At 63.6% G+C, this 21,138-nt stretch carries 15 protein-coding genes and 5 pseudogenes; 3 read left to right on the top strand and 17 right to left on the bottom strand.

Translation table 11 applies throughout. The annotated features are described in order from the left end of the window. A pseudogene (locus AC50X6_RS17275) lies at positions 1-314 on the top strand (MFS transporter); the annotation flags it as partial. A 41-nt stretch (positions 315-355) separates the two neighbouring features. Here the strand turns inward: AC50X6_RS17275 and AC50X6_RS17270 are convergent. From AC50X6_RS17270 to AC50X6_RS17225, 10 genes are all read right to left on the bottom strand, one after another. After that, complete coding sequence (locus AC50X6_RS17270; RefSeq protein WP_494967388.1) at positions 356-916, bottom strand: gluconokinase; 561 nt, start codon at positions 914-916, stop codon at positions 356-358. Beyond that, a complete protein-coding gene (gene manD, locus AC50X6_RS17265) occupies positions 913-2,142 on the bottom strand; it encodes a D-mannonate dehydratase ManD (RefSeq protein ID WP_494967387.1) in 1,230 nt (409 codons plus the stop codon). The genes AC50X6_RS17270 and manD overlap by 4 nt, the downstream gene beginning before the upstream one ends. A 36-nt stretch (positions 2,143-2,178) precedes the next feature. Next, positions 2,179-3,582: a mannitol dehydrogenase family protein gene (locus tag AC50X6_RS17260; protein ID WP_494967386.1), complete on the bottom strand. Its 1,404-nt coding sequence runs from the start codon at positions 3,580-3,582 to the stop codon at positions 2,179-2,181. Further along, entirely contained in the window at positions 3,579-4,982 is a 1,404-nt protein-coding gene (uxaC, locus tag AC50X6_RS17255) for a glucuronate isomerase (protein WP_494967385.1), read from the bottom strand. Before uxaC ends, AC50X6_RS17260 begins: the two co-directional genes overlap by 4 nt. Before the next feature lie 60 nt (positions 4,983-5,042). Further along, complete coding sequence (locus tag AC50X6_RS17250; RefSeq protein WP_494967384.1) at positions 5,043-5,948, bottom strand: sugar phosphate isomerase/epimerase family protein; 906 nt, start codon at positions 5,946-5,948, stop codon at positions 5,043-5,045. A gap of 4 nt (positions 5,949-5,952) precedes the next feature. After that, complete coding sequence (locus tag AC50X6_RS17245) at positions 5,953-7,119, bottom strand: Gfo/Idh/MocA family protein (protein ID WP_494967383.1); 1,167 nt, start codon at positions 7,117-7,119, stop codon at positions 5,953-5,955. Further along, positions 7,116-7,964, bottom strand: a complete 849-nt coding sequence (locus tag AC50X6_RS17240) for a sugar phosphate isomerase/epimerase family protein (protein WP_494967382.1) — start codon at positions 7,962-7,964, stop codon at positions 7,116-7,118. Before AC50X6_RS17240 ends, AC50X6_RS17245 begins: the two co-directional genes overlap by 4 nt. A gap of 2 nt (positions 7,965-7,966) precedes the next feature. Further along, the gene (locus tag AC50X6_RS17235) at positions 7,967-8,923 is read right to left on the bottom strand and encodes a carbohydrate ABC transporter permease (protein ID WP_494967381.1); all 957 of its coding nucleotides are present in this window, start codon (positions 8,921-8,923) and stop codon (positions 7,967-7,969) included. Next, positions 8,920-9,807, bottom strand: coding sequence for a carbohydrate ABC transporter permease (locus tag AC50X6_RS17230; protein ID WP_494967380.1), 888 nt, complete (start codon positions 9,805-9,807; stop codon positions 8,920-8,922). Before AC50X6_RS17230 ends, AC50X6_RS17235 begins: the two co-directional genes overlap by 4 nt. A gap of 65 nt (positions 9,808-9,872) precedes the next feature. Further along, positions 9,873-11,228 carry an ABC transporter substrate-binding protein gene (locus tag AC50X6_RS17225; protein WP_494967379.1) on the bottom strand — a complete coding sequence of 452 codons (1,356 nt, stop codon included), beginning with the start codon at positions 11,226-11,228 and terminating at the stop codon, positions 9,873-9,875. Positions 11,229-11,409: 181 nt separating this feature from the next. Between AC50X6_RS17225 and AC50X6_RS17220 the strand changes: the two genes are divergently transcribed. Next, on the top strand, positions 11,410-12,453 hold the full coding sequence (locus AC50X6_RS17220) for a LacI family DNA-binding transcriptional regulator (RefSeq protein WP_494967378.1): 1,044 nt from the start codon (positions 11,410-11,412) through the stop codon (positions 12,451-12,453). A gap of 197 nt (positions 12,454-12,650) precedes the next feature. On the opposite strand, the pseudogene AC50X6_RS17215 reads toward AC50X6_RS17220, so the two are convergent. Next, a pseudogene (locus tag AC50X6_RS17215) lies at positions 12,651-13,818 on the bottom strand (MFS transporter). 375 nt (positions 13,819-14,193) lie between these two features. Beyond that, positions 14,194-14,409: pseudogene (locus AC50X6_RS17210) on the bottom strand (IS3-like element ISAar46 family transposase); the annotation flags it as partial. Between the two features lie 24 nt (positions 14,410-14,433). On the opposite strand from AC50X6_RS17210, the pseudogene AC50X6_RS17205 reads away from it, so the two are divergent. After that, positions 14,434-14,912, top strand: a pseudogene (locus AC50X6_RS17205) (integrase core domain-containing protein); the annotation flags it as partial. 1,168 nt (positions 14,913-16,080) lie between these two features. Here the strand turns inward: AC50X6_RS17205 and AC50X6_RS17200 are convergent. The 5 genes and pseudogenes from AC50X6_RS17200 to AC50X6_RS17180 form a co-directional block, all read right to left on the bottom strand. Then, positions 16,081-17,475 carry an IS1380 family transposase gene (locus AC50X6_RS17200; RefSeq protein ID WP_494967377.1) on the bottom strand — a complete coding sequence of 465 codons (1,395 nt, stop codon included), beginning with the start codon at positions 17,473-17,475 and terminating at the stop codon, positions 16,081-16,083. Positions 17,476-17,694: 219 nt separating this feature from the next. Beyond that, positions 17,695-18,025 (bottom strand): annotated as a pseudogene (locus AC50X6_RS17195) (VOC family protein); the annotation flags it as partial. A 596-nt stretch (positions 18,026-18,621) separates the two neighbouring features. Beyond that, on the bottom strand, positions 18,622-18,825 hold the full coding sequence (locus AC50X6_RS17190) for a hypothetical protein (RefSeq protein ID WP_494967376.1): 204 nt from the start codon (positions 18,823-18,825) through the stop codon (positions 18,622-18,624). Positions 18,826-18,907: 82 nt separating this feature from the next. Further along, positions 18,908-20,236, bottom strand: a complete 1,329-nt coding sequence (locus AC50X6_RS17185) for an MFS transporter (protein WP_494967375.1) — start codon at positions 20,234-20,236, stop codon at positions 18,908-18,910. Positions 20,237-20,277: 41 nt separating this feature from the next. After that, the gene (locus AC50X6_RS17180; RefSeq protein WP_494967374.1) at positions 20,278-21,135 is read right to left on the bottom strand and encodes an N-acyl homoserine lactonase family protein; all 858 of its coding nucleotides are present in this window, start codon (positions 21,133-21,135) and stop codon (positions 20,278-20,280) included. Between the last annotated feature and the right edge of the window lie 3 nt (positions 21,136-21,138).

The raw sequence follows: 21,138 nt of genomic DNA, 5'->3' as shown, positions 1-21,138 counted from the left end.
TCGCGCTGAGTATCTTCGGGCCGCTGGAGTTGATTTGGGTCTGGACCGGGGTGCTGGGCCTGGGCCAGGGCAGCCTGACCGCCGTCGCGCTCACCATGATCATGGTCCGCACCCGGGACGGCCACACCGCCGCGCACCTGTCCGGGATGATGCAGGGTGTGGGCTACGGGCTGGGTTCCACCGGCACCCTGCTGGTGGGCCAGCTGCACCAGTCCACCGGGTCCTTTGCCGCGGCGGGCGTGCTCTTCCTCGTCGTCGGCTCGCTGGCCGCCGTGTCCGGCCACCGCGCCGGGCGGAACCGCTTCATCGGCTGATGGTCAGGATTCGGGTGCTGCGCTCCTCGGGTTTCAGGCCTTCAGCGCGCGGTGTGGATTCTTGCAGCGCCGAGCAGTCCGGCCAGGGCCGCGGTGACTACTTGGTCCACGGGCCGGGCAATATCCACCACTATCCCGGCCTCGTCGGCGTCGAGCGGCTCCAGTGTGGCGAGCTGGGAGTCGAGCAGCGCTGCAGGCATGAAGTGGCCGCTGCGGCCTTCCAGCCGGGAGCCCAAGACCTCCTTGCTGCCGTCCAGGTGCAGGAAGACCGCGTCCGGAGCTTTGGCGCGGATGGCGTCTCGGTAGCTGCGGCGCAGCGCCGAGCAGGCGAGTACAAGTCCGTCCTGGCCGGCGTCGGCGAGTTCGTTACCCACCGTGGCCAGCCACGGCCAGCGATCCTCATCCGACAGGGGTGTGCCAGCCGCCATCCGGGCCACATTCTCCATGGGGTGGAGGGAATCTCCGTCGACGAACGTGACGCCCAGCCGGCGGGCCACGAGGTCCCCAATGGTGGTCTTGCCGCAGCCGGAGACGCCCATCACGACGACGCGGGGCAGGCGGGTGCCGGGGGTGCCGGCGGCTGCCGAGTGATTGTGCGTCACCAGTCGTGGACCGTTCCGTCGACGAGCCGGTTGTAGGGCAGGTAAGCCTGCTGGTAGGGGTAGGCCGCGGCGGCTTCGGCGTTGAATTCGACGCCGATGCCGGGCGCCTCCCCCGGGTGCAGGTACCCGTCGGTGAAGGTCATGGATTGTTCGAAGACCTCGTTGGTCGCATCCGAGTGCTGCATATACTCCTGGATCCCGAAGTTGTGGATGGCCAGGCCCACGTGCAGCTGCGCGGCGAACCCCACCGGGGAGATGTCCGTGGGGCCGTGGAAGCCAGACTTGATCTGGTACTGCGCGGCGTAGTCCATCACCTTCTTCAACGGCGAGATCCCGCCGAAGTGGGTGGACGCGGCCCGGACGTAGTCGATCAGCTGTTCCTTGATTAGGCTCTGGAAGTCGAACACGGTGTTGAAGACTTCCCCGATCGCCAGCGGGGTGGTGGTGTGCGCCCGGACCAGGCGCAGCGCCTCCTGGTTCTCCGCCGGCGTGCAGTCCTCCAGCCAGAACAGATCGTACGGTTCCAGCGCCTTGCCCAGCTTCGCGGCCTGGATCGGGGTCATCCGGTGGTGCCCGTCGTGCAGCAGCGGCAGATCCGGGCCGAACTCGTTCCGGACCGCCTCAAACACGGTGGGCAGGTGCCGCAGGTACGCCCGGGTATCCCAGTCCTCCTCTGCCGGGAACGCGCCGCGGCCGGCCGGTTCGTAGTCGTAGCGCTCCCCGGAGGCCTGCGCCTGCGCCGCGACCCCGTAGACGGCCTTGATCCCGGGCACCGCAGTCTGGATCCGCACCGACTTGTAGCCCAGCTCCAGGTGCTCCCGGACCGAATCAAACAGCGACTCTATATCGGAACCGGAGGCGTGCCCGTAGGCGCGCAACCCGTTCCGCGACGCCCCGCCGAGCAGCTGGTACACCGGCATCCCCGCCATTTTGCCCTTGATGTCCCACAACGCCATGTCCACGGCTGCGATCGCGGCCATCGTCACCGGCCCCCGCCGCCAGTACGAGGACCGGTACAGGAACTGCCAGGTGTCCTCAACCCGGTGCGCGTCCTTGCCGACCAGCAGCTGCGCCACATGCTCCTTCAAATACGCCGCGACCGCGAGCTCACGCCCATTCAGCGTCGCATCCCCGATCCCGGTCACACCATCCTCCGTGGTGATCCGCAGGGTCACGAAGTTACGGGACGGGCTGGTCACGAAGACTTCCGCGGCAATGATTTTCATATGGTCAGTTGTTCCTTCCGGGGGTGGGGACAGAGGTCAGCGGGTTGCGGGCAGCGAACTGGAGTCGAAGGTGTTGCGGAGACGGTGCACCAGGGCCACAGTGTCCGCATCGTCGGCGAGCTCGGGGCTCACCAATGCCAGCAGCGCGGCCGCGCGCCGCTTTCCCTTAAACGCCTGGGCTGTCCGGATGCCGGCTGCAAGGGGGTCCTGGACATCTGTGGCTGAGCCCAGGTAGGCGATCCACGCCGCCAGGATCCGGGTACTACCTTCGCCGGACCTGCCGGCGGCCCGTTCAGCCCGGATGACGGGCAGGACGCGCATCCGCAGCTTGGTGGATCCGTCCATGGCGATCTGCGCCAGATGGTGGGCAATCCGGGAATTGCCGAACCTTTCCAGAAGGGCCCGGCGGTACTCAGGGACATGAAGTTTTTCGCCGTTCAGGTGCGCGGAGGCTTCGTCCCAGTAGGACTCGACGGCGCGAAGGCACACTTCGTCCGCCAGCGCCTCGTCTACCGTGGTGTGCCCGCGGACCTGACCGGCATAGGCAAGCAGTGAGTGGGCACCGTTAAGCAGCCACAGTTTGCGGTTCTCGTAGGGCCTGATGTCGGCAACAAAGACGGCGCCCGCTTCTTCCCAGTGCGGCCGGCCCGCGGGAAAGTCCCCGCACAGCACCCAGTCGCGGAACGGTTCGGCCACTACGGGTGAATTGTCCCGGTAGCCGCACGAGTCAAGCACCCCGGCGATGTCCGCCGGGGTTGTCCGCGGCGTAATCCGGTCCACGGAGGTGCTGACAAAGCTGACGTTGCTGCGGATCCACGCTGCGACGCCCGGGTCCCAGGCCTCAGCCATGCCCAGAAGGGCATGGCTGGCAACGGATCCATTCTCCGCGAGGTTGTCGCAGCTGACGACGGCGATCGGTCCTGACCCGGCGCGTCGGCGTTCGGCGAGGGCGAAGACCAGCCTGCCCAGCGGCGTCGTCAGCGTCCCTTCCCCTGGCCGGCGGCCGAGAATCCCGAGGTCCGCGACGATGTCCTCGGCCGTCCGATCCAGGTGGCCATCGGAGCCCAGCTGGTAGGCCGCCTCGGTGATGGTCAGGGTGACTATCGAGGTTTGTGGTGCAGCTACCAGTTCCGCCATGCGCCCGACGTCGGCCCCATCCACGGCTTCGACCACGCTGCCGATCACTTCGAAGGAATCACCGTCGCTGGAGCGTTCGATCAGCGTGTAGAGGCCGTCCTGGGCGGCAAGAGTCGTCGCTGCATCGGGGCGGCGGCCGGTGAAAGCGGCAATACCCCACTCGGCGGCGTCCGAGGCGTGGTGCGTGTACCACGCCTGGTGGGAACGGTGGAAGGCGCCCAGGCCAAGGTGCACAATGCGCACCGGGGCCTTGGGCAGGGCCTGCCGGCCGCGGTCCAGGGCCGGGGGCTGTCGGGCCGTCACAGCTTAAACACCCGTCGTGGCGCGGAATCAACGACGTCGACAATCAGTTCCTCGGCGCGATCTTCGCTGATCCGGTGCTCGGACACAAGCCTGGCCAAGAACGCGGACTCGATGCGGCGGGACGTGTCATGGCGGGCCGGGATGGAGCAGAAAGCCCGCGTATCGTCGATGAATCCGGAGGTGCGGGAGAATCCTGCCGTTTCGGTAACAGCGGCACGGAACCGCAGCATCGCGTCCGGCGCGTCAAGGAACCACCAGGGTGCCCCGATGTACACCGCCGGGTAGAAGCCGGCGAGCGGCGCCAGTTCTCTCGAAAAAACCGTCTCATCGAGGGTGAAAAGGACAAGGTGGAAGTCCTTGGCAGCCCCAAAATCCTGCAGGAGCGGCCGGATAGCGTTGGTGTAGTTCACAGCGAACGGGATATCGTGTCCGGTGTCCGCGCCGTAGGACTCAAACGTGGGAGCGTGGTGGTTACGGAACGAGCCGGGGTGGATGGTCATGACCAGGCCGTCCGCCACGGACATTCTGGCCATCTGGTACATCATGTGTGCTTCGAACACCTCGCGGTCTTCTTCCGAGGCCGTTCCTGCCCGGGCCCGTTCGAAGAGGCGTGCGGCCTCCGCGTCATCCAGTTTGAGCGTGGCCGGCGTCCGGACGCCGTGGTCCGCGGAGACCGCGCCGTGGTCGACGAAGTGGCGGCGCCGCCCCTCCAGTGCGGTGATATACCCGGAGTAGCCGGAGGCTCCGGATCCCGCCGAAGCGATGAGCCGCTCCACCTTCGACGTCCACTGGGGATGCGCGATGTCCAGGTAGGCATCGGGACGGAACGTCGGGAGGACCCGGCCTGCGAAGGCAGGATCAGCGGCGAGAGCGGCATGGCTTTCAAGGCTGTCCAGTGGATCATCCGTGGTGGCCAGGACCTCGATGTTGAATTCCTTGAACAGTTCGCGCGGCCGGAACCCGGGTTCTTCCAATTTGGCGGCGATGGCGTCGAAGATGCGGTCCGCGTTCCCTGGTGCCGGTTCGTCGCAGACCCCAAACACGTGCTCGAACTCCTGACGGATCCAGTAGCCTGACGCTGTTCCTTCAAAAAGGGGCCAGGCGGCACAGAACTCGCGCCAAATCTGACGCGGGTCCACCGATGGGCCGCCCACTCCCAGCCGTTCCAGGGGTACACCGGCCGCGTGGATGACCCGGGTGACGTAGTGGTCCGGGGTCACGAGCAAAGCCGACGGATCAGGGAACGGGACGTTTTGTTCGATCACGGCAGCATCCACATGCCCGTGCGGCGAAATGATGGGAAGGGCTTCCACCCGGGAATACAGGGAGCGGGCTATCTGACGGGTTCCCGGGTCCGCAGGGAAAAGCCGGTCCGGATGGGCTGCTGTCGACTCTGGCATGGCTGAAATCTTTCGCGAGATCGTCCAACGGCGGTGCTCCGCTGGCAAGGATTGGGTGGATCAGCCGGCTCCGGCGGCGGTGGTGATGGCGGCGAGGGCGGCCGTGCGCTGCAGATACTCCAGGTTGCCGGCGGTGCGTTCTGTCAGGGGCAGCTCTGTTGAGAAGTCCTCCACGGCGACCCAGCCCTCATAGCCGAACGTTGCCAGCGCCTTGAAGTACGCCAGGACGCTGGCCTGTCCGGACTGCAGCGGGGCCCACCGGTGCGCCCATACGGCGGCGCCGGACGCGTCCTTTTCTCCCTGCCGGACCCAGAGGGCATTCTTCACATGAACGTGGGCCAGGTACTCCCCGAGCAGTTCAAAGGCCGACAAGTAGTCCTCCTGACCTTCAATCACCAGGTTGCCCAGATCATGGATGACGCCGATGTGTTGCGGGTCTAGGCCCTCCAGGAGGCGCCGGGCCGACGATGCGGAGGCAGTGATGGTCCGATGGTGCAGTTCCACCAGGGCCTTCACCCCGTGGGCCGCGGCCCGTTCCGCTACCCACTCGACGTCCCGCCGAGCGCCGTCGAACAGGACCTGATAGGGAGTACCGCTCGGCTCGGCCACACCCCACTCTGCCGTTCCTAGCGGCGGAACCATGACTCGCACTTGGCGGGCACCCAGGGCGGCCGTTGCGGCTAGCATGCGCTCGACGTCGGCATGGTTGTCACACCGCGCATACCCGCCGATTCCGGAGAACTCCAGGCCGGCTCCGCGCGTGATGTGCCCGATCCGCTCCACGTTCTCCTCCAGCCCGGTCAGCGGGAAGTTGGACTTGTTGCCAGCCCAGAAACCGGGAGGTGTTGCCTCGGTCTGGTCGGTAACCCGCCACTCGACGCCATCCCACCCCTGACCTGCCAGTGTGGTGACGACCTCCTCGGGAGTCCAGTCGGGAGTCGATGCAGTGAAGACCGAGAACTTCATGAGCTCAGACGCCGTCTCTGGCTGTGTGACCGGTCCGGACTTCGAGATCGTTGTATTTGCCCGCCAGGACATCCTCGAACATCACCGGCTGATTCAGCGTGGCCGAAACGTAGACGGCGCGGACTGCGGCAAGGGCGTTGACGGCGTCGCTCACCGTGACGCCCGGGGGCCGTCCTTCGGCGATCGCTGCCAAGATGTCCCGGTACTGGCGCACATGGCCGGCTGGGTACACGGTGGGATCCTTGGCCTCGTAATCCCCCGCCGGGTACTGGGACAGTACCTGTTCCGCCTGATTGCCGCCGCCGAGCAGGCCCATGGTGGACGTTTCGCTGCTGGCGTCTGCAGCGTGGAAGTACTCCAGCCTGTCGTTGTCGATGACGGCTGACCCTTCGGATCCCATCAATTGCACGCGCACGGTTAGTCCGGGGTAGGCAGCGGTGGTGGCGTGCAGGACGGCGAGGCCGCCGTTTTCAAACGTGATGGTGGCCACCGCCGTGTCCTCCACCTCGATCTGTCCGTGGGCAAGGAGCGCGGTGCGCGCATTGATCTCCACCGGCCGGCCCATGAACCACAGCAGCAGGTCAACGGTGTGGACGCCCTGGTTCATCAGGGCCCCTCCACCGTCCATGGACCAAGTACCGCGCCAGTCACCGGAATCGTAATAGCCCTGGCCGCGCCACCAGGCGACGGAGGCAATGGCTGAGGTGACCCTGCCAAACCGGCCCGACGTCACGGCGTCGGACACGGCTAGGCTTGACTGGTCGAACCGGTGCTGGCTGATGACCGATGCCACAACGCCGTTGCGCGCGGCGGCCTGGGCCGCGGCCTCGATCTCCTGGGCGCGGCTCAAGTCGACGTCGAGCGGCTTTTCGATCACCACGTGTCTGCCGGCCGCGAGGACCTCCAGGCCCTGCTCGATATGGAGGCCGCTGGGCGTAGCAAGTGCCACAAGATCTATGTCGACTGAAGCCAGCGCCGCACCGAGGGTGGTGAAGAGAGCGGGACGGGGCTGTCCGCTTTCTTCGACGTAGTCCGCCAGGCTTTCGGCGGCCTCGGCGACCGCATCCACCAGGGCGACAATCCGCGTTTCCGGGAATTCATGCAGCGCCACCGCGTGGGTGCGGCCGATTACGCCGCAACCGGTGATGGCGACCTTCAAAATTTGGTTCATGCTGTTTTGACTCCTGCTTCCGCGGTGACTTTTGCGAATGCCCTGGCGGCAATCCCAAAGGCCGTGGGACCCGAGAAGCCACCCAGGCCGTGGGCTCCGGCAAGATGGGGCTCCAGTGAGGCGAAGCCTGTATAGCCGTCTGCCTTGAGGGCCTGGACTGTGAGGAGGACATCGCCGTCTCCCTCCCCGGCGGGCACAACGTGACCGTTGGCAAAACGGGCGTCCTTGACCTGAAGATATTCCAGATGCGGCCTGAGTTTCTCGTACGCCTCGTCGAAGGGCTTGACTCCCACCTGGACGAAGTTGGCCGCGTCCCACGCCACCTTCAGTGCCGGGGAGTTCACCGTTTCGATGATGTCCAGCACCCGGTCGGGCACGTCCCCGAAGATGTCCTTCTCGTTCTCGTGCAGCAGCACCACGCCACCGTCCTCCGCCACATCGGCCAGTGCGCGCATCCGCTCCATGACGTCGTCGCGGATGCTGTCTACCGGCACGGACTCGCCGTAGAAAAAGGAGAAGATGCGGATGTACTTCGCATCAAGGACCTTCGCCGCGTTGACGGCACGGCGCAGCCGCTCCACCTCATGCTCGACCGGAAGGCTGACATCAACCTTGCCGACAGGCGAGGCGATCGCCGAAACCTTCATATCCTTCTCAGTGAGCAGCTCCTGCAGCCTGCCAAGCTGCTCTCCGGGAAGATCAACGATGTTGGTGCCCCAGGCGCTGCGCACCTCGATGTGGTTGGCGCCGAGCGCCTGCAGCACTGCAATCTGGATGGCTGGATCGTCGTCGATCTCATCCCCAAAACCAGACAGCAGCCACGCGGCGTTAGTGTCCGAAACCATGATTATTTGACTCCTCCGGCGGTCAGGCCGCCTACTAGATAGCGCTGGAAAATTAGGTAAAGAATGACCACCGGGGCGGCGCAGACGAGTGAGGCGGCCATCATCTGCCCGTACAGGGGCAGTGCCCCGCCTTCGGAAGTCGCCCCAAAGACCTGCAGGACCACAGCCACCGTCTGGGTGTTGGGTCGGGTCAGGACAGAGGCGAAGAGCACGTCGTTCCAGCCGAGCAGGAAGGAGAAGACACCGGCGACCACCAGCCCGGGCCAGCTGAGCGGGAAAATGATTCGGAAAAGGACCCCGACCGAGGAGGCGCCGTCGATCCGCGCAGCCTCCTCAAGTTCTTTCGGCAATCCCCGCAGGTAGGTGACCATGACCCAGGTCGAGAACGGCAACGCGAACGTCAGGTAGGCCAGGAACAGGCCCCAGCCGGTGCCGATGACTGTAATGCCTAAATAGTTTCCGGCCGAGGCGAAGACCACGAAGACCGGCAGGAGCATCAACGTGCCCGGCAGGCTCTGCAATCCGATGAGGCCGCGCAGAATCGTCAGGCGCCCGCGGAATTCGAAACGCACCAGCACGTAGGCGGTGATGATGCCCAACAGCGCGGAGACCACGGCGACTGAGCCGGCGATCAGGATGCTGTTCATCAGACCCCGGCCGAGGGGCAGGGTGTTCCAGATCTTGGTGTAGTTTCCCAGAGTGAACTCGGTGGGGAAAAAGGCACCCCTGGCGACTTCCACATCCGAGTTCATCGAGGCGAACACGATATACATCAGGGGGACGGCAATTGTGGTGCAGATCGCGACGATGACTGTGATGAGCAGGGGCTTGGGCAGCAGACGGGTGACGGCTGCCGCTTGCCGTCCGGACCGGGCCCGGGGTCTCTGCCCCGAGGACGGTGGGGACGGTGGGCGGCTCAGGAGGGTGTCCTGTTCCACAACGGTGCGTGAATCGCTCATTTCTTGGCTCCTGAATCCGTGCCGGTGTCGAGCTTGACGGCCCGCAGGTAGAAGTACAGCGGCAGGGCGATGAAGACCAGTGACAGCAGTGCCATCGCAGCACCCATGCCGAACCGGAGGCTGGTGAAGCTCATGCTGTAGACCAAGGTCGGAAGAATCTGGATGTCAAACGGCGCCGGAACGCCGAAGAGGATGAATGCCAGCGAGAAGCCATTCATGTGGTGCAGCGTCGCGATGAGGCAGGCGAGCGCCACGGGCCCCCGTAAATAGGGGAAGATGACGTAGCGCAGCTTGGTCCACCACAGGGCGCCGTCGATGGCTGACGCTTCATGGACTTCCTGATCCACCGACTGAAGCCCTGACAGGGCCATGAGGTAGATGAACGGCCAGGCAGACCAGACCAGGACCAGGATCAAGACCCAGTAGCTCGCGGGCCCGCTCAGCCACTCTCCGGCCGGAAGTCCGATTCCGGTCAGCACCTTGTTGACGATACCGTCCGGCTGGAGCATCGTCCGCCAGAAGGTGCCCACCACGAAGGAAGGCAAAATATAGGGGATCAGGAACACCGATCGGACCAGCGACCGGCCGCGGAACGCGTTCTGAGTGGCCAGGGCGGCGAACACCCCGATAGGCACCGTGATGATCGTGGCAATTACCGAGGTCGAGGCACTGTTGGCGAAGGCATGCATCAGGTCGGTGGAAGTGAATGCTTCCACGAAGTTGGACAAGCCCACGAATGGTGCACTGACCCACTTACGGATCGTGTACTGGTCCAACTGAAGCATTGAGATGTAGATGCCCAGCAGGAGAGGAACCAGAATGATCAGGCCGATCAGAAATCCGCCGGGCGTCAGCAGCCACAGGGGCCGGTTGAGTTCGCTCACGGTGCGCCGCCGCCGCTTAGAGGCCGGCGGTGGGCGCACTTCAGTGTCCTTGTCGGTCGAAATACTCATTTGTTGGCCGATGCCCGATCCAGTGAGGCCTGTGAGTCCTTCTGCGCCTGGGCAAGGGCTGCCTTCAGCGCCGACTGGCTGACGTCGCCGGCGGCGAGCGCCGGCCGCGCCTGGACAGCGATATTGGTCAGAGCCAGTTGCATGTCACCCCACGCCCCGGTGAAAGGGGTGCTTTTGGACTTCGAAGCCGATTCGAGAACCGGGACCAGCATCGGGTCTTGAGCCTCGACCTTCTTCGCGGCGGACGCGTTGGCCGGGAGGTCCCCGAATTGCTTGTTGTAGTTGATCTGTTCGTCCTCGCTGGTGACCAGTTTGATGTAGGCGGCGGCCAGATCCTGGTTTTCTGAGTACTTCGCGATCACCAGATTGTCGCCGGAAATGATCGAACTCACCGGCGTCCCGCCCTGGGGTGTGGATGTCTGACCCGGCGGCACGGTGGGCATCACGGCCCACGCATACTTGCCCTTGACCGGGGAGGCGTCGAAGGTAATCTTCGAGGATGCGGTGGTCATCGGCATCATGGCTGCTTTGCCTGCTGCGAACTCGGCCGCTGCCTGGCTGTCATTCCAGCCCGCCGATCCCGGATTGACCACCTTGTCCTTGGTAAGCCAGCCGAAGTAGGTCGCGAAGGCCTTGAGTACGGCCGGGTCGTCGATGCGGGCCTTGTTTCCTTCCACCAGGGGATTCCCGGCCTGATTGGCCATCGTCCACGCGAACTTCCACGGGTTGAAGTTGTCCGCATAACCGATCGTAAAACCGTAGGTGGAGTCATTGGTGAGTTTTTTCGCCTGATCCAGGAGCCCGTCCCACGTTGACGCCGGTTTATCCAGCCCGGCGTTTTTGAACATCTCCGTGTTGTAGGCCAGCACGTACGGCCGCGACGTGAACGGGACGCCGATCTCGTTCTGGGGGTCCGGCCCGGAGATTCCAAGTGTCGCCGGGACGAAGCGGTCCCGTCCGCCGACCGAGTCCCATGTCTGCGCGTCGAACTTAACAAATGCGTCGGTGGAATATGCCGTGGGCGTGAAGGTGCTGCCGATCGCGTACACGTCAGGGCCCTGACCGGAAACTACTGAGGTCTGGATTTTGGTCAGCTCATCGTTGGCCGATGCGAACGTCTCAAACTTCACGTCCGCTCCTGTGGATTTCTTGAACGTATCGGCGATCCGGGCCTGCCACGCTTTGGATTCGTCTGCAAACCGGGCGTTGGCGGGCATGAGAACGTTCAGGGTCTTGCCTTCGCCGTTCACTGAACCGCTGCCGCTGCTCTCGGTCCCGCAGGCAGCGAGGCCCAGTGCGCCAACTGAAAGGGAGGCGGCCAGACCGATAATCCGCAGCTTTTTTTTGTTCATGTCCTTGTGTGCTCCTCATTGAGTGGCCCCGGCGTCCAAGACCGGGAAGGCAGGTTGCTATCTGGAACACTATGACAGGAACTGCAACAGCGGCAATGCGTTGCCAAAAATTGCCAAGAATTGTTGACAATGCCATGATGGGTGGACATTAGTCGGACAAGCGTTGTCGAGGGAGTCTTCAATGGACGAGGTCACCACTGCAGGGGCAAGTGAATCCGTACTGAGAAAGACCCCGACCATTAAGGACGTGGCCGCTCTGAGCGGTGTCGCCACGTCAACGGTGTCCCGGGCTCTGTCCCAGCCCGGCCGGGTGCACTGGCTGACGAGGGAACGGGTCGAAGCGGCGGCGGCGGAACTGGGCTATGTGTCGAGCTCCGTTGCCCGCGCGATGGGCTCCGTCCGCACCGGGGCCGTCGCGCTGCTTGTTCCGGACATCACCAACGGGTTTTTCGTGGATCTCATCCGCGGCACCCAGCGCCAGTTGCGTGCCTCCGGATTCACCCAGCTGCTTGTTGACACCGAGGAGGACGCTGATCTCGAGGCCAACTATCTGGAACAGTTGCGGTCCTCGGCAGACGGATTCATCCTGGCGGCCAGCCGGCTGAACGATGACCAGCTTGCCAGGGTCGCGGCGACCGTCCCGATCGTGACCATAAACAGGACCAGTCCCGGGGTTCCCACCGTGCTGATCGACACTCCCCGCGGTGTCCAACAGGCAGTGGATCACCTGTTTTCGCTGGGGCACCGGAATATTGCCTACCTGGCTGGCCCGCCGACCTCCTGGTCGGACGGACGGCGGCGGTCCGCGCTGGCGGAGTCCGCCGAGGCCCTGGGCGTCACCGTCCGCATGCTTGGGCCCTATCACCCCAGCAAGCGCTCCGGCGCGGCGGCGGCGGACGCGGCCATCAACAGCGGCGCTACGGCCTGCATAGCTTTCAACGACCTCGTCGCAATTGGCATGCTGGTCCGGCTTAGGGAGCGCGGAGTGGATGTACCCGGCCAGCTCAGCGTGATCGGTTGCGACGATATCTTCGGAGCAGACTTCTGCAACCCGCCGTTGACCACCCTGACCGCCCCCATCGAGCAGGCTGGGCGGGTGGCCACCGATATGCTCCTCAGCCGCTTGCGCCCCACAAATGCTGCCATCCGGACACAGGTCGAACTTCCCACTCACCTCACCATCCGCGCCTCCACCGGAGCCGTACCCGATCGAAGGAAGCCCTGATGGTGGCGGCCGGGCGCTGTACCTCGCCACCACGGGAATGATTTTTGCCGCCTGCACGACGGCGGCGGACGGCACAGCGGCCACCGACGGCACAGCGCCGTTGCCGGCGTCGCCCTGCGGGTGGCCGCGCGAAGGCGTCCGGCTGGGGGAGTGCGGAAAGACTGACTCAACTTAGATCAGCTGCGCAAGTCCTTCCCCTAGGTCTCCGGGATGCTGAAGATGAACAGGATGCTGATGACCAGCAGCAGGACGGCGTAAAGGTTGAAGGCCTGGGCCAGGTTGATGTCCTTGAGCCACTGCTGCAGGTACGGTGCGGTTCCGCCGAACACGGCTATGCGGATGGAGTAGGGGACGCCGACGCCCACCGTGCGGATGCTGGTCGGGAATAGTTCGGCGAACACCGCCGGAACGATCGCCGCGCTGGCCGCGATGAAGATCAGCATTACGGACATGCTGACGGCCAGCTGCCAGGCTGAGTCCTTGAGCAGCCAGGTCATCGGGAAGTGCAGCGCCGCTGCCCCGCCGGCGCCGGCCCACAACACCTTCCTGCGCCCGATCCGATCCGCGAGCTTCCCCCAGAACGGCAGCGCGGCGATAAAGACCAGGTTGCCGACCAACCCGGCCCACAGGGCTTCGCCGCGGTCGATCTTCAGCGCGGTGGTGGCGTAGCTGGGCGCCACGACGCCCCAGATGTAGTAGATGACGGTGAGGCCGACGGTCAGGCCGATCACCTGGAATGCCTGCTTGCGGTGGCGGATGATCTGCGGCCAGATCGGCTCGCGCTTTTCCTCGGCGGTCTCGTTCTCAAATAGGCTGCTTTCGTGCATCCGGGCGCGCATGACCAGGGCGTAGAGGCCCATCACGGCCCCGATCAGGAACGGGATGCGCCAGCCCCAGGCATTCATCTGCTCGGTGCTTAGGCTCATGTTCAGGACTGCGCCGAGCACGGTCCCGAACAGGATTCCGACGGTGCCCGAGGTGTAGATCAGGGTTGCCCAGAAGCCGCGATGTTCCTTGGGGGGCGATTTCGGACAGGTAGGTCTGCGACGACGGCAGCTCGCCGCCGTGCGCGAGTCCCTGGATTAGCCGGGCCACGAGCAGCACCAGCGAGGCCCCGACGCCGACGGCGGAAAATGTGGGGGCAACGCCGATCAGCAGGCTGCCCAGCGACGCCAGTCCGACGGCGAGCGTCATGGATGCCTTCCGGCCCACCCGGTCGCCGATCCAGCCGAACAGGAATCCGCCGAACGGCCGTGCGACGAAGCCGACCGCGAAGATCGCCAGGGGGGACAGCACCGCCGAGGCCGGATCCGCCTTGCTGAAGAGCTGGCTGGCGATGAAGGGCGTGAACGCCAGTCGTCGCAAATGCGAACCGTTTTTTGGCGTCTCGGCAGGGCTGGTTTCAACGTCATCCCCGTCCTAATCGGCGGACATAGTCTCATTGTCGCCACGTCTGATGCACTGCGACGTCATCGAATTGATGCCCCAGAAGGCTCTGGCCCACTTCTTGGAGCGCTCAATAAATTCTGGCTTGTCATGATTCACGAGTCCTTTCATCGATTTCCGAGATGCACGGATCACTGAATCCGACTGGGACCGGGTTGCCAAGTCACCGGGATACATTTTCAGCAGATCAATTTTTGTGTCGTCACTTCGAGACGTTCCGGCCTGAAATGCACTCCAAATCGGAAGGCACTTCATGATTGCGGAATTTGTCAAGGTGAATGAGGCCAGTGGGAACTAGGCGGCTTCTTTCGCGGCGATCCTCTCGGCTGGATTGTTAATCCATGCAGTGTCGGGCAGGGCAAGGATCTTCGGGTCCCTGCTTGTGGTGAATCGCTCGGGGTATTTCGCCCGTGCAACGGCGAGGATTTTAGCTCGTTCGAGGGCTTTGCCGGCGGCCAGTCCGCAATGGACGTCTGCCGGTGTGTTGAGGCCGATTCCGGTGTGTCGGTGCTTCTCTGGGGGTCGTTGACTTTGTCGATCGCCGATCACATGCGCACTGAACTCGTCGCCGACGCCCTCAAGAACGCCGCCGCAACGACCCCGATCGAGCCTGACGCGATCTGGCAATCCGATTATGCCGAGGAAAACGTTATGCCCCGGGCGGAGGGTTTTTCTCGGCATAATCGAATTTAAGCCGAATTCGGCTTAAATCTGACCGCGGCAGCGTGTATACCTCGGCTGGGTTTCGGGCCTTGGTGACCGGTCTGGGGATGCGCTCATCGATGGGACGCACGGGCGTGTGCTGAGATAGCAGTATGGCCAAATCTTTCTTCTCAATGCTCAAGAACGAGCGTGTTTACCGGACCGTTTACGCGACGAAATCACAAGCCCGCAGCGACGTTATCCGCTATATCGAGGGATTTTACAACAGTTGGCGCCGACACTCCGCGCTCGATTACCGACGGCCTAACGAAGTCCACTATGGTTATCAACAGCCAGCACTGGCAGCGTAGAAGAATCCACCAATTCCGCTGTCCGAAATCCTCGCTGCAGCTCACAATTTCCTCGGGACTACGGCGAGGACTGTCTCGAAAAGGGTTCTCCTTACGGACATGTGGTGGCCGTGCAGACGACTTTGGAAAATGACAACCGCTCCGGACAGCCCGGCCATCAAGATGAAAACGATTCACCGAACAACGCTATGCCGTCGTCGGCCAACTGGTGCCGCGTTCGGGGCGAGGCCCTGATCGTTGACAGCGTGCTGGGGCGGAGGCTGGTGTCGCCGCCCGGGTTTCGTTGTTTTCGTGTGGCTCTGTTAGTCCGCGGTCAGCGTCTGAAGGGGCGCTGCCCGGTCATGGAGCGGTCCGCCGATCGGACCATGAATGGTTTGAAGTGAGGTGACGTCGTGATGGAGAGTCTAGAGGCTGAGCATGCCGTGCGGCGTGCCCGAGACTCGTCAACGGGCGCGGGCGGGACCCGGTTGCAATCGCAGTTGAACTTCTCCAGCAGGATCAATTTTCTCGGGACAAAGAAGAACCGCAGCCCTTCGGGGTGCGGCAGTTTGAGGGAGGCCTTTGATGCGGAGAATTGGGGGTGTGGACACTGTCCGCACATTCGGCTTCGGGTTGGGTCGTACTGGGGTCGGATCGGGCCGCAGCTTACTACGGCATACCGGGTACCGCCCTGCTTGGTCTCTTCTGGGTGTTCATCCTCGTTCGTCCTTTCGTTGGGTTTTCACGTTCACCACTTCATGGTGGCTCGGGCCGCTTACAACATGATTGACGTAGGGTTGCGGCCCGTCCGGGATTTCCGCTCTGATACCTGTTAATGCAGGAAGGCGGGGGGCGGGAACGGCATGACAAGGTAACCGATGCGGAGCTGATCATGAGATCGCTGAGCTGGCTGAGCCGGGCCAGTCGGTAGGCGGGCCGGCTTCGAGGGCGATTTGCAGGAACTGGTGGGCTTTGCTGCCACGGCCTTCCCACAAGTTAGCCTCGATCTTTCATGAGGCGGGGTTCCGGCAGGGTCGGGGCTTACTGGCTGCCTGACGTGTCTGATTTTGGCAGGCGGGTATGACAATTTGGCCGCTGACCGGTGGCGGCGGTTCGGTTACGGTTCCACGTCCGTCACGTGCTGCGGGGCTTGCTTCCCTGTTCCGGGGTTGATTGGTTGGCCTGATGGTTATGGCGGGCTGAGCGCGGCGAGACGGTTCAGTCCTTTGATCAGCAGCCCGGTTTCGGGTGCTTTGGCGGCAAGATGGACGGTGATCCTGTGGGCATGCCTGGTGATTTTGGCGGCGATTTCAAAGATCCTGGTCCGGAGTTTTTTCGGTTCCCACCGCCGGGCCGCGGTGCCGGCGAAGGCGAGCATCTGGGTCCAGGCCATGAGCTCGGCCGCGAGCATGACCAGGTGACACCACAGCGTGTTCGCCGCGAAGGAGTGCAGGGGCAGGTTCGCCAGGCCGGTGTCCTTGGCGTTACGGATCCGGTCCTCGCACCGTGCGCGGAGCCGGTGCCGTACTTCCAGGTCTGCGAGCTGGCCGCCGTCCTGGTTGGTGGCGAACGCGGTGTAGCGCATCCCGTCGATGTCGGTGGCGCGCAGCTGCGCGCCGGGGTGGGGTTCTTCCTTCCGCACGATGACCCGCATCCGGGCCGGCCAGGCGGAGAGATCGAGCATTCCGGTGATGTCGGCGACCCAGGCCCCGTCACGTTCGGCGCCGTCGCTGTTGTAGGCGCGGGTCCAGGCGTTCTTCGGGATCCGTGGCAGGGCCGCTTCGATGGCGCCGTGGATGGGGAACCCGACGGTGTAGCCCAGGTTCCGGCGCGTGGCGGTGAGCCAGGTCAGGAACCCGTGCGTGCCGCCGGCGGAGTCGGTGCGTATCATCACTTTCCGTCCCGAACGGTAACCGGTGGGCAGCTGTTTGAGGGCGTCTTTTACGACCTGGATGTGGTCGGCGGCGGTGTTGGATCCGGCGTTGCCCGGGCGCAGCAGCACGGAGAGGGGCTCTCCGGTTCCTTCGGTGCCGTGGTCAAGGAACGCGGCCAACGGATGGAAGCCGTAGCCTTTCTTCCACGTAGGTCTGGCTTCTTCCTTCTCAGAGTGGGAGGCGATGAGGGTGGCGTCCAAATCGATCACCAGCGGCTTCTCTGCGCTGATGCCATGCAAGGGCGAATCGTCTCCGGCAGCAGCCCAGACATGCGCCCGGGCAGCTGCTCTGGCGGCGTTGATTGCCGCCAAAGCCTTCGCTGGTTTGGCCGCGGAGAGCGACTTGATCAAGCGGCTGATCGTCGGATCCGAAGCCACCGGTCCATACACCTCCGGCTGGGCGCGAAGCCGGTCAATATCGGAGACACAGTCACCACCGGTCGCGAGCGAGAGCATGATATCGGTGAGAATCTTAGCCGGATCATGGCGGGCGAAGGGCTTGCGCCACGGCTCCAATGCCTCCGAGAGCCCGGCACCGAGGCCGGAGACACGCACCGTCCGGGCCAGCACCAGGCCACCTGCCTGGGACACCACGCCGTTCCCGGCGGAATCAACACGGACAGACGGGTACATGCCGGTAATATTGTTCACCAGAAAGGTGCTCCTTGAACTGTGTAAAAAATGCTGTGTGGTAACAACATTTTCCCAGCTCAGGAGCACTTTTCGTCGTTTAAACACGCGGCTGGCGGCGCACCCTCATGAAAGGCCGAGGTAACCCGCCGCCGCAGCCATCATTTTCCCGTCATCGCCGCATCCGGCGGCCTGAGGCTTAGCAACACAGGCTAATTGGGCCGTTCCGGGTGTCAGTCTTTTCTTTAGTTTCTCGGCGAGCATCACGATGATTCCGCTGGGACCGCGGAGGTACGTGAGTTTGTAGACGTCGCCGTAGGTCGCCACGCCGCGTAGCGGACGGCATCCGTGCCTCGCAGCTACCTCGAGGGCTTTGTCTAGGTCGTCGACCGAGAAGGCCACGCGGTGCATGCCGATGTCGTTGGGGCGAGTTGGGTTCGACTCGATCGCTTTGGGGTGGATGTATTCGAAGAGCTCAAGTCGACCATGACCGTCTGGGGTCGGTAAAAAAGGCAATTGTTGCCTCGAGGTCGCGGACGGCGATACCGACGTTCTCAAGTTTGATGGCCATACGTTGAAGCTACAAAGGCGGACGGATTAACTCCAGTGGCGAGCCGGGACTCGACGGAAAAAGCTCCGGGAGCCATTGGGAGCGGCACAGCACGCAACCAATCGAGCACCTCGGCTAGGCCAGATCACTGTTCAGGTGCGGAAACACTGGAATAGCCGTTGAAGCGAGACCATTGCCCGTTAGCCGATCCACTTACAAAGTCTCTCAAGGTCAGAGTCGACCCGATTGGTGGTATGTCGCCGGCCCTGCTGATAGACCGCACCGTCCTATCCACAGGATGGGAACATCGCCGGGATTGGCCAGACGTCATGTCGGATGACGTCTGGCAGTTCGAACGGGACGCCCAGGGCACAGGCAACGCGTTGGAGCTCGGTCACCATGTCCTACTTGGAAGCCACGAGGACTTCGAATCCGCGGGAATTGCCGTGACCGTCGTCAAGCGGCTGGTCGGCGACAACGAATGTATCAACTCAAGGTTGGTCGTCCGCAGGCAACCGGTCAAACCATACCCGATGAGCTGGTGCACGGGTTTCACCACGGGCCAGCCGGCGCCAGAGCGGTGGACTGTGCGGTGGCGAGATTTCCGCGCTCTTGTGTCACACGTGCAGGAGCTCGCGGAAGAAGCCGTTCAGCATGATCCCGGCCTGGGCCCGGTTTACGAATTCGTACCCACCGTAGCGGTAGACCTCGTAGCCAGTGAGTCTGAGCCGGCGGTCCTCGGCCACCATATCCGCGGACAGCCTCGGTTTGGCCCCGCCGTCTGTGTCAGCGTAATGCTGAACCCCGTTCTGCTCGAGCACGACCCGCCTCCGGTCCGGCCGCGGCCCTGTCGAAGTGGCGCGCCCTGTTCAATTAGGACTCACCTACGCGGGTCATCTTTTCTCAGCGTAGCGGTACGGATTGTGCCTCGTTGGTGCTGATTTCGGACTGGTCGCGCCGGCGCTTAGCGAGTACCAGCACGATGGCTGCGAGCAGGGACAGCGCCGAGAGCAGTGCGAGGTAGCCCGGGATGAGTAGCGGCCACGCGTCGGTCGCGAGCATTGAGGTGAGGATGAGCGGTGAGAATCCTCCGACGACGCCTCCGAGCTGGAACGCGAGTGAGATGCCGGTGTAGCGGATCTCGGGGCTGAACAGGTCAACGAACATGGTCGATAGCAGGGCGTAAGTGAAGGGGTGGATGATGGTAATCGCCAGGACAATGACGGCGAGCATTACCGCTTGGTTGCCGGGGGATGCCACCAGCAATCCCACCATCGGGAACGCGAAGAGAATGAAACCGATTGCTCCAATGATGAAGATCTTGTTGCGGCCGACCCGGTCGGCGAGCATACCGGCCAGCGGAAGCGTGAAGAGTTCAATTGCGGCCGAAACTGCGACCACCACGAGGAGGAATTGCGGGTCGAATTGGAGTTTTTTTACTCCAAAGGTGAGGAGGAACGTCGTGAAGAAGTAGAAGTAGACGAAGGGACCGCAGGTGAGCAGGATGCCGCCCAGGATCTGCACGGGCGCGGTGCGGATGGCGCGGAACAGCGGCATTTTCGTGGTGATGCCCTGTTTCTTCATTTTCACGAACTCCGGGCTCTCTGCGACCTTGAGACGAATGAACAGGCCGATAACGACGAGGACGGCGCTGAACAGGAACGGGATACGCCAGCCCCATTCGAGGAAAGCATCCCCTGGCAGTCCGCGGAAGATCGCTATCATCACGGTGGCGATCACGAGACCGGCGGGCGAACCCACCTGAACGAGCGCGCCGGCGAGGTTCTTCTTGCTCACGGGTGCGTGCTCTACCGAGAGCAGGGTGGCGCCGCCCCACTCGCCGCCAACGCAGAAGCCCTGAACCAGCCGGCAGAGCGTGAGGAGAATGGGTGCCCAGATGCCGATCTGGGCGTAGGTGGGCAGAAGCCCCACCAGGATGGTGGCGACGCTCATGCCGAGAAGGCTGAACACGAGCATTTTTTTGCGGCCGATCCGATCACCGAAGTGACCGAATACGGCGGCGCCGACAGGCCGGGCAAGGAAGCCCACCGCGAAGGTTCCGAAGGCCGCGATCGTTCCGGCGAGGGGGTCAAGGGTGGTGAAGAACAGTGCCCCGAAGACGAGGGCGGAGGCTGTGCCGTAGACGTAGAAGTCGTACCATTCGATCGCGGTTCCCACCGCGCTTGAGATGGTCACCTTTTTGTTGAGTTTCTGAGAGGTCTGCACTGACATCAGGTTCCTTTCTGGGCCGCTGGAGGGCAGCGTGCGATGGGTTAGGCGATGTGCCAGAGTCGACCGGAAACGGAAGGGTCGTCGGTCAGTACGGCGGGATAGCGGTCTTTCACGGCTGGGTCGTGACCTGGGACGATAATCCCGGTCCCGCCATCAAGGCGACGGGCGAGGCGTTCGATGGTGTCGAAGGCGTCGAACATAGCCGGCACGGTGTGGGCGATCGAAAACGGGCGCCCGGCACTGATGTTCTCGTAGAAGTGGCTTGCGTCGGAGGCCAGTACCACGACTTCGCCGGTTTGGAGCGTTACGCGCACCACTTGGGTTCCGGCCGTGTGTCCGCCCACGAGGTGTGCACTTACACCCGGCGCGATCCAGGCGTCGCCGTCGTAAAGGTCGATTGCACCGTTGAAGTTCGAGCGCACGATTCCCACGATGTCGTCATGGTCCACGATCGTGCGGTACATCTCGTGGTGAGCATGCGGGCCGGCCCAGAAGGCCAGTTCCTTTTGCTGGAGGTGGATGCGCGAGTCCGGCAGGGTTGCCAGGTATCCGGTGTGGTCGTAGTGGGCGTGGGACACGACGACGCTGGGGATGGCTGCGATCGGGTAACCCAGCTTCTCGGCGATCTCAAGCGGCGAGCCGAGGTGGATACGGCCGGGGCGTGCCTGGGCAGTCTCTGGTGTGAAGCCCGCGTCGACCAGGATGGCGGCGCCCTGCCCGGTGATGAGCCAAACGAAATAGTCGATCGGCATCGACGCGTCGCCACACTCGTCGTGGCCGTAGAAGTGTTCCGCGCGCAGGGCGGTGGGCCGGGTAGCGTAGCGGATGGCATAGACAGCCTCTGGTCGCCAGTCTGCAGGCAGCGAGCCGCGGTAGGCAGGGGCGATGATGTCGGTCATGGG

The sequence above is a fragment of the Pseudarthrobacter sp. HLT1-7 genome (assembly GCF_059383435.1).
Note: the sequence above shows the minus strand (reverse complement) of the source record. Positions and strands in the feature narration are given on the sequence as shown.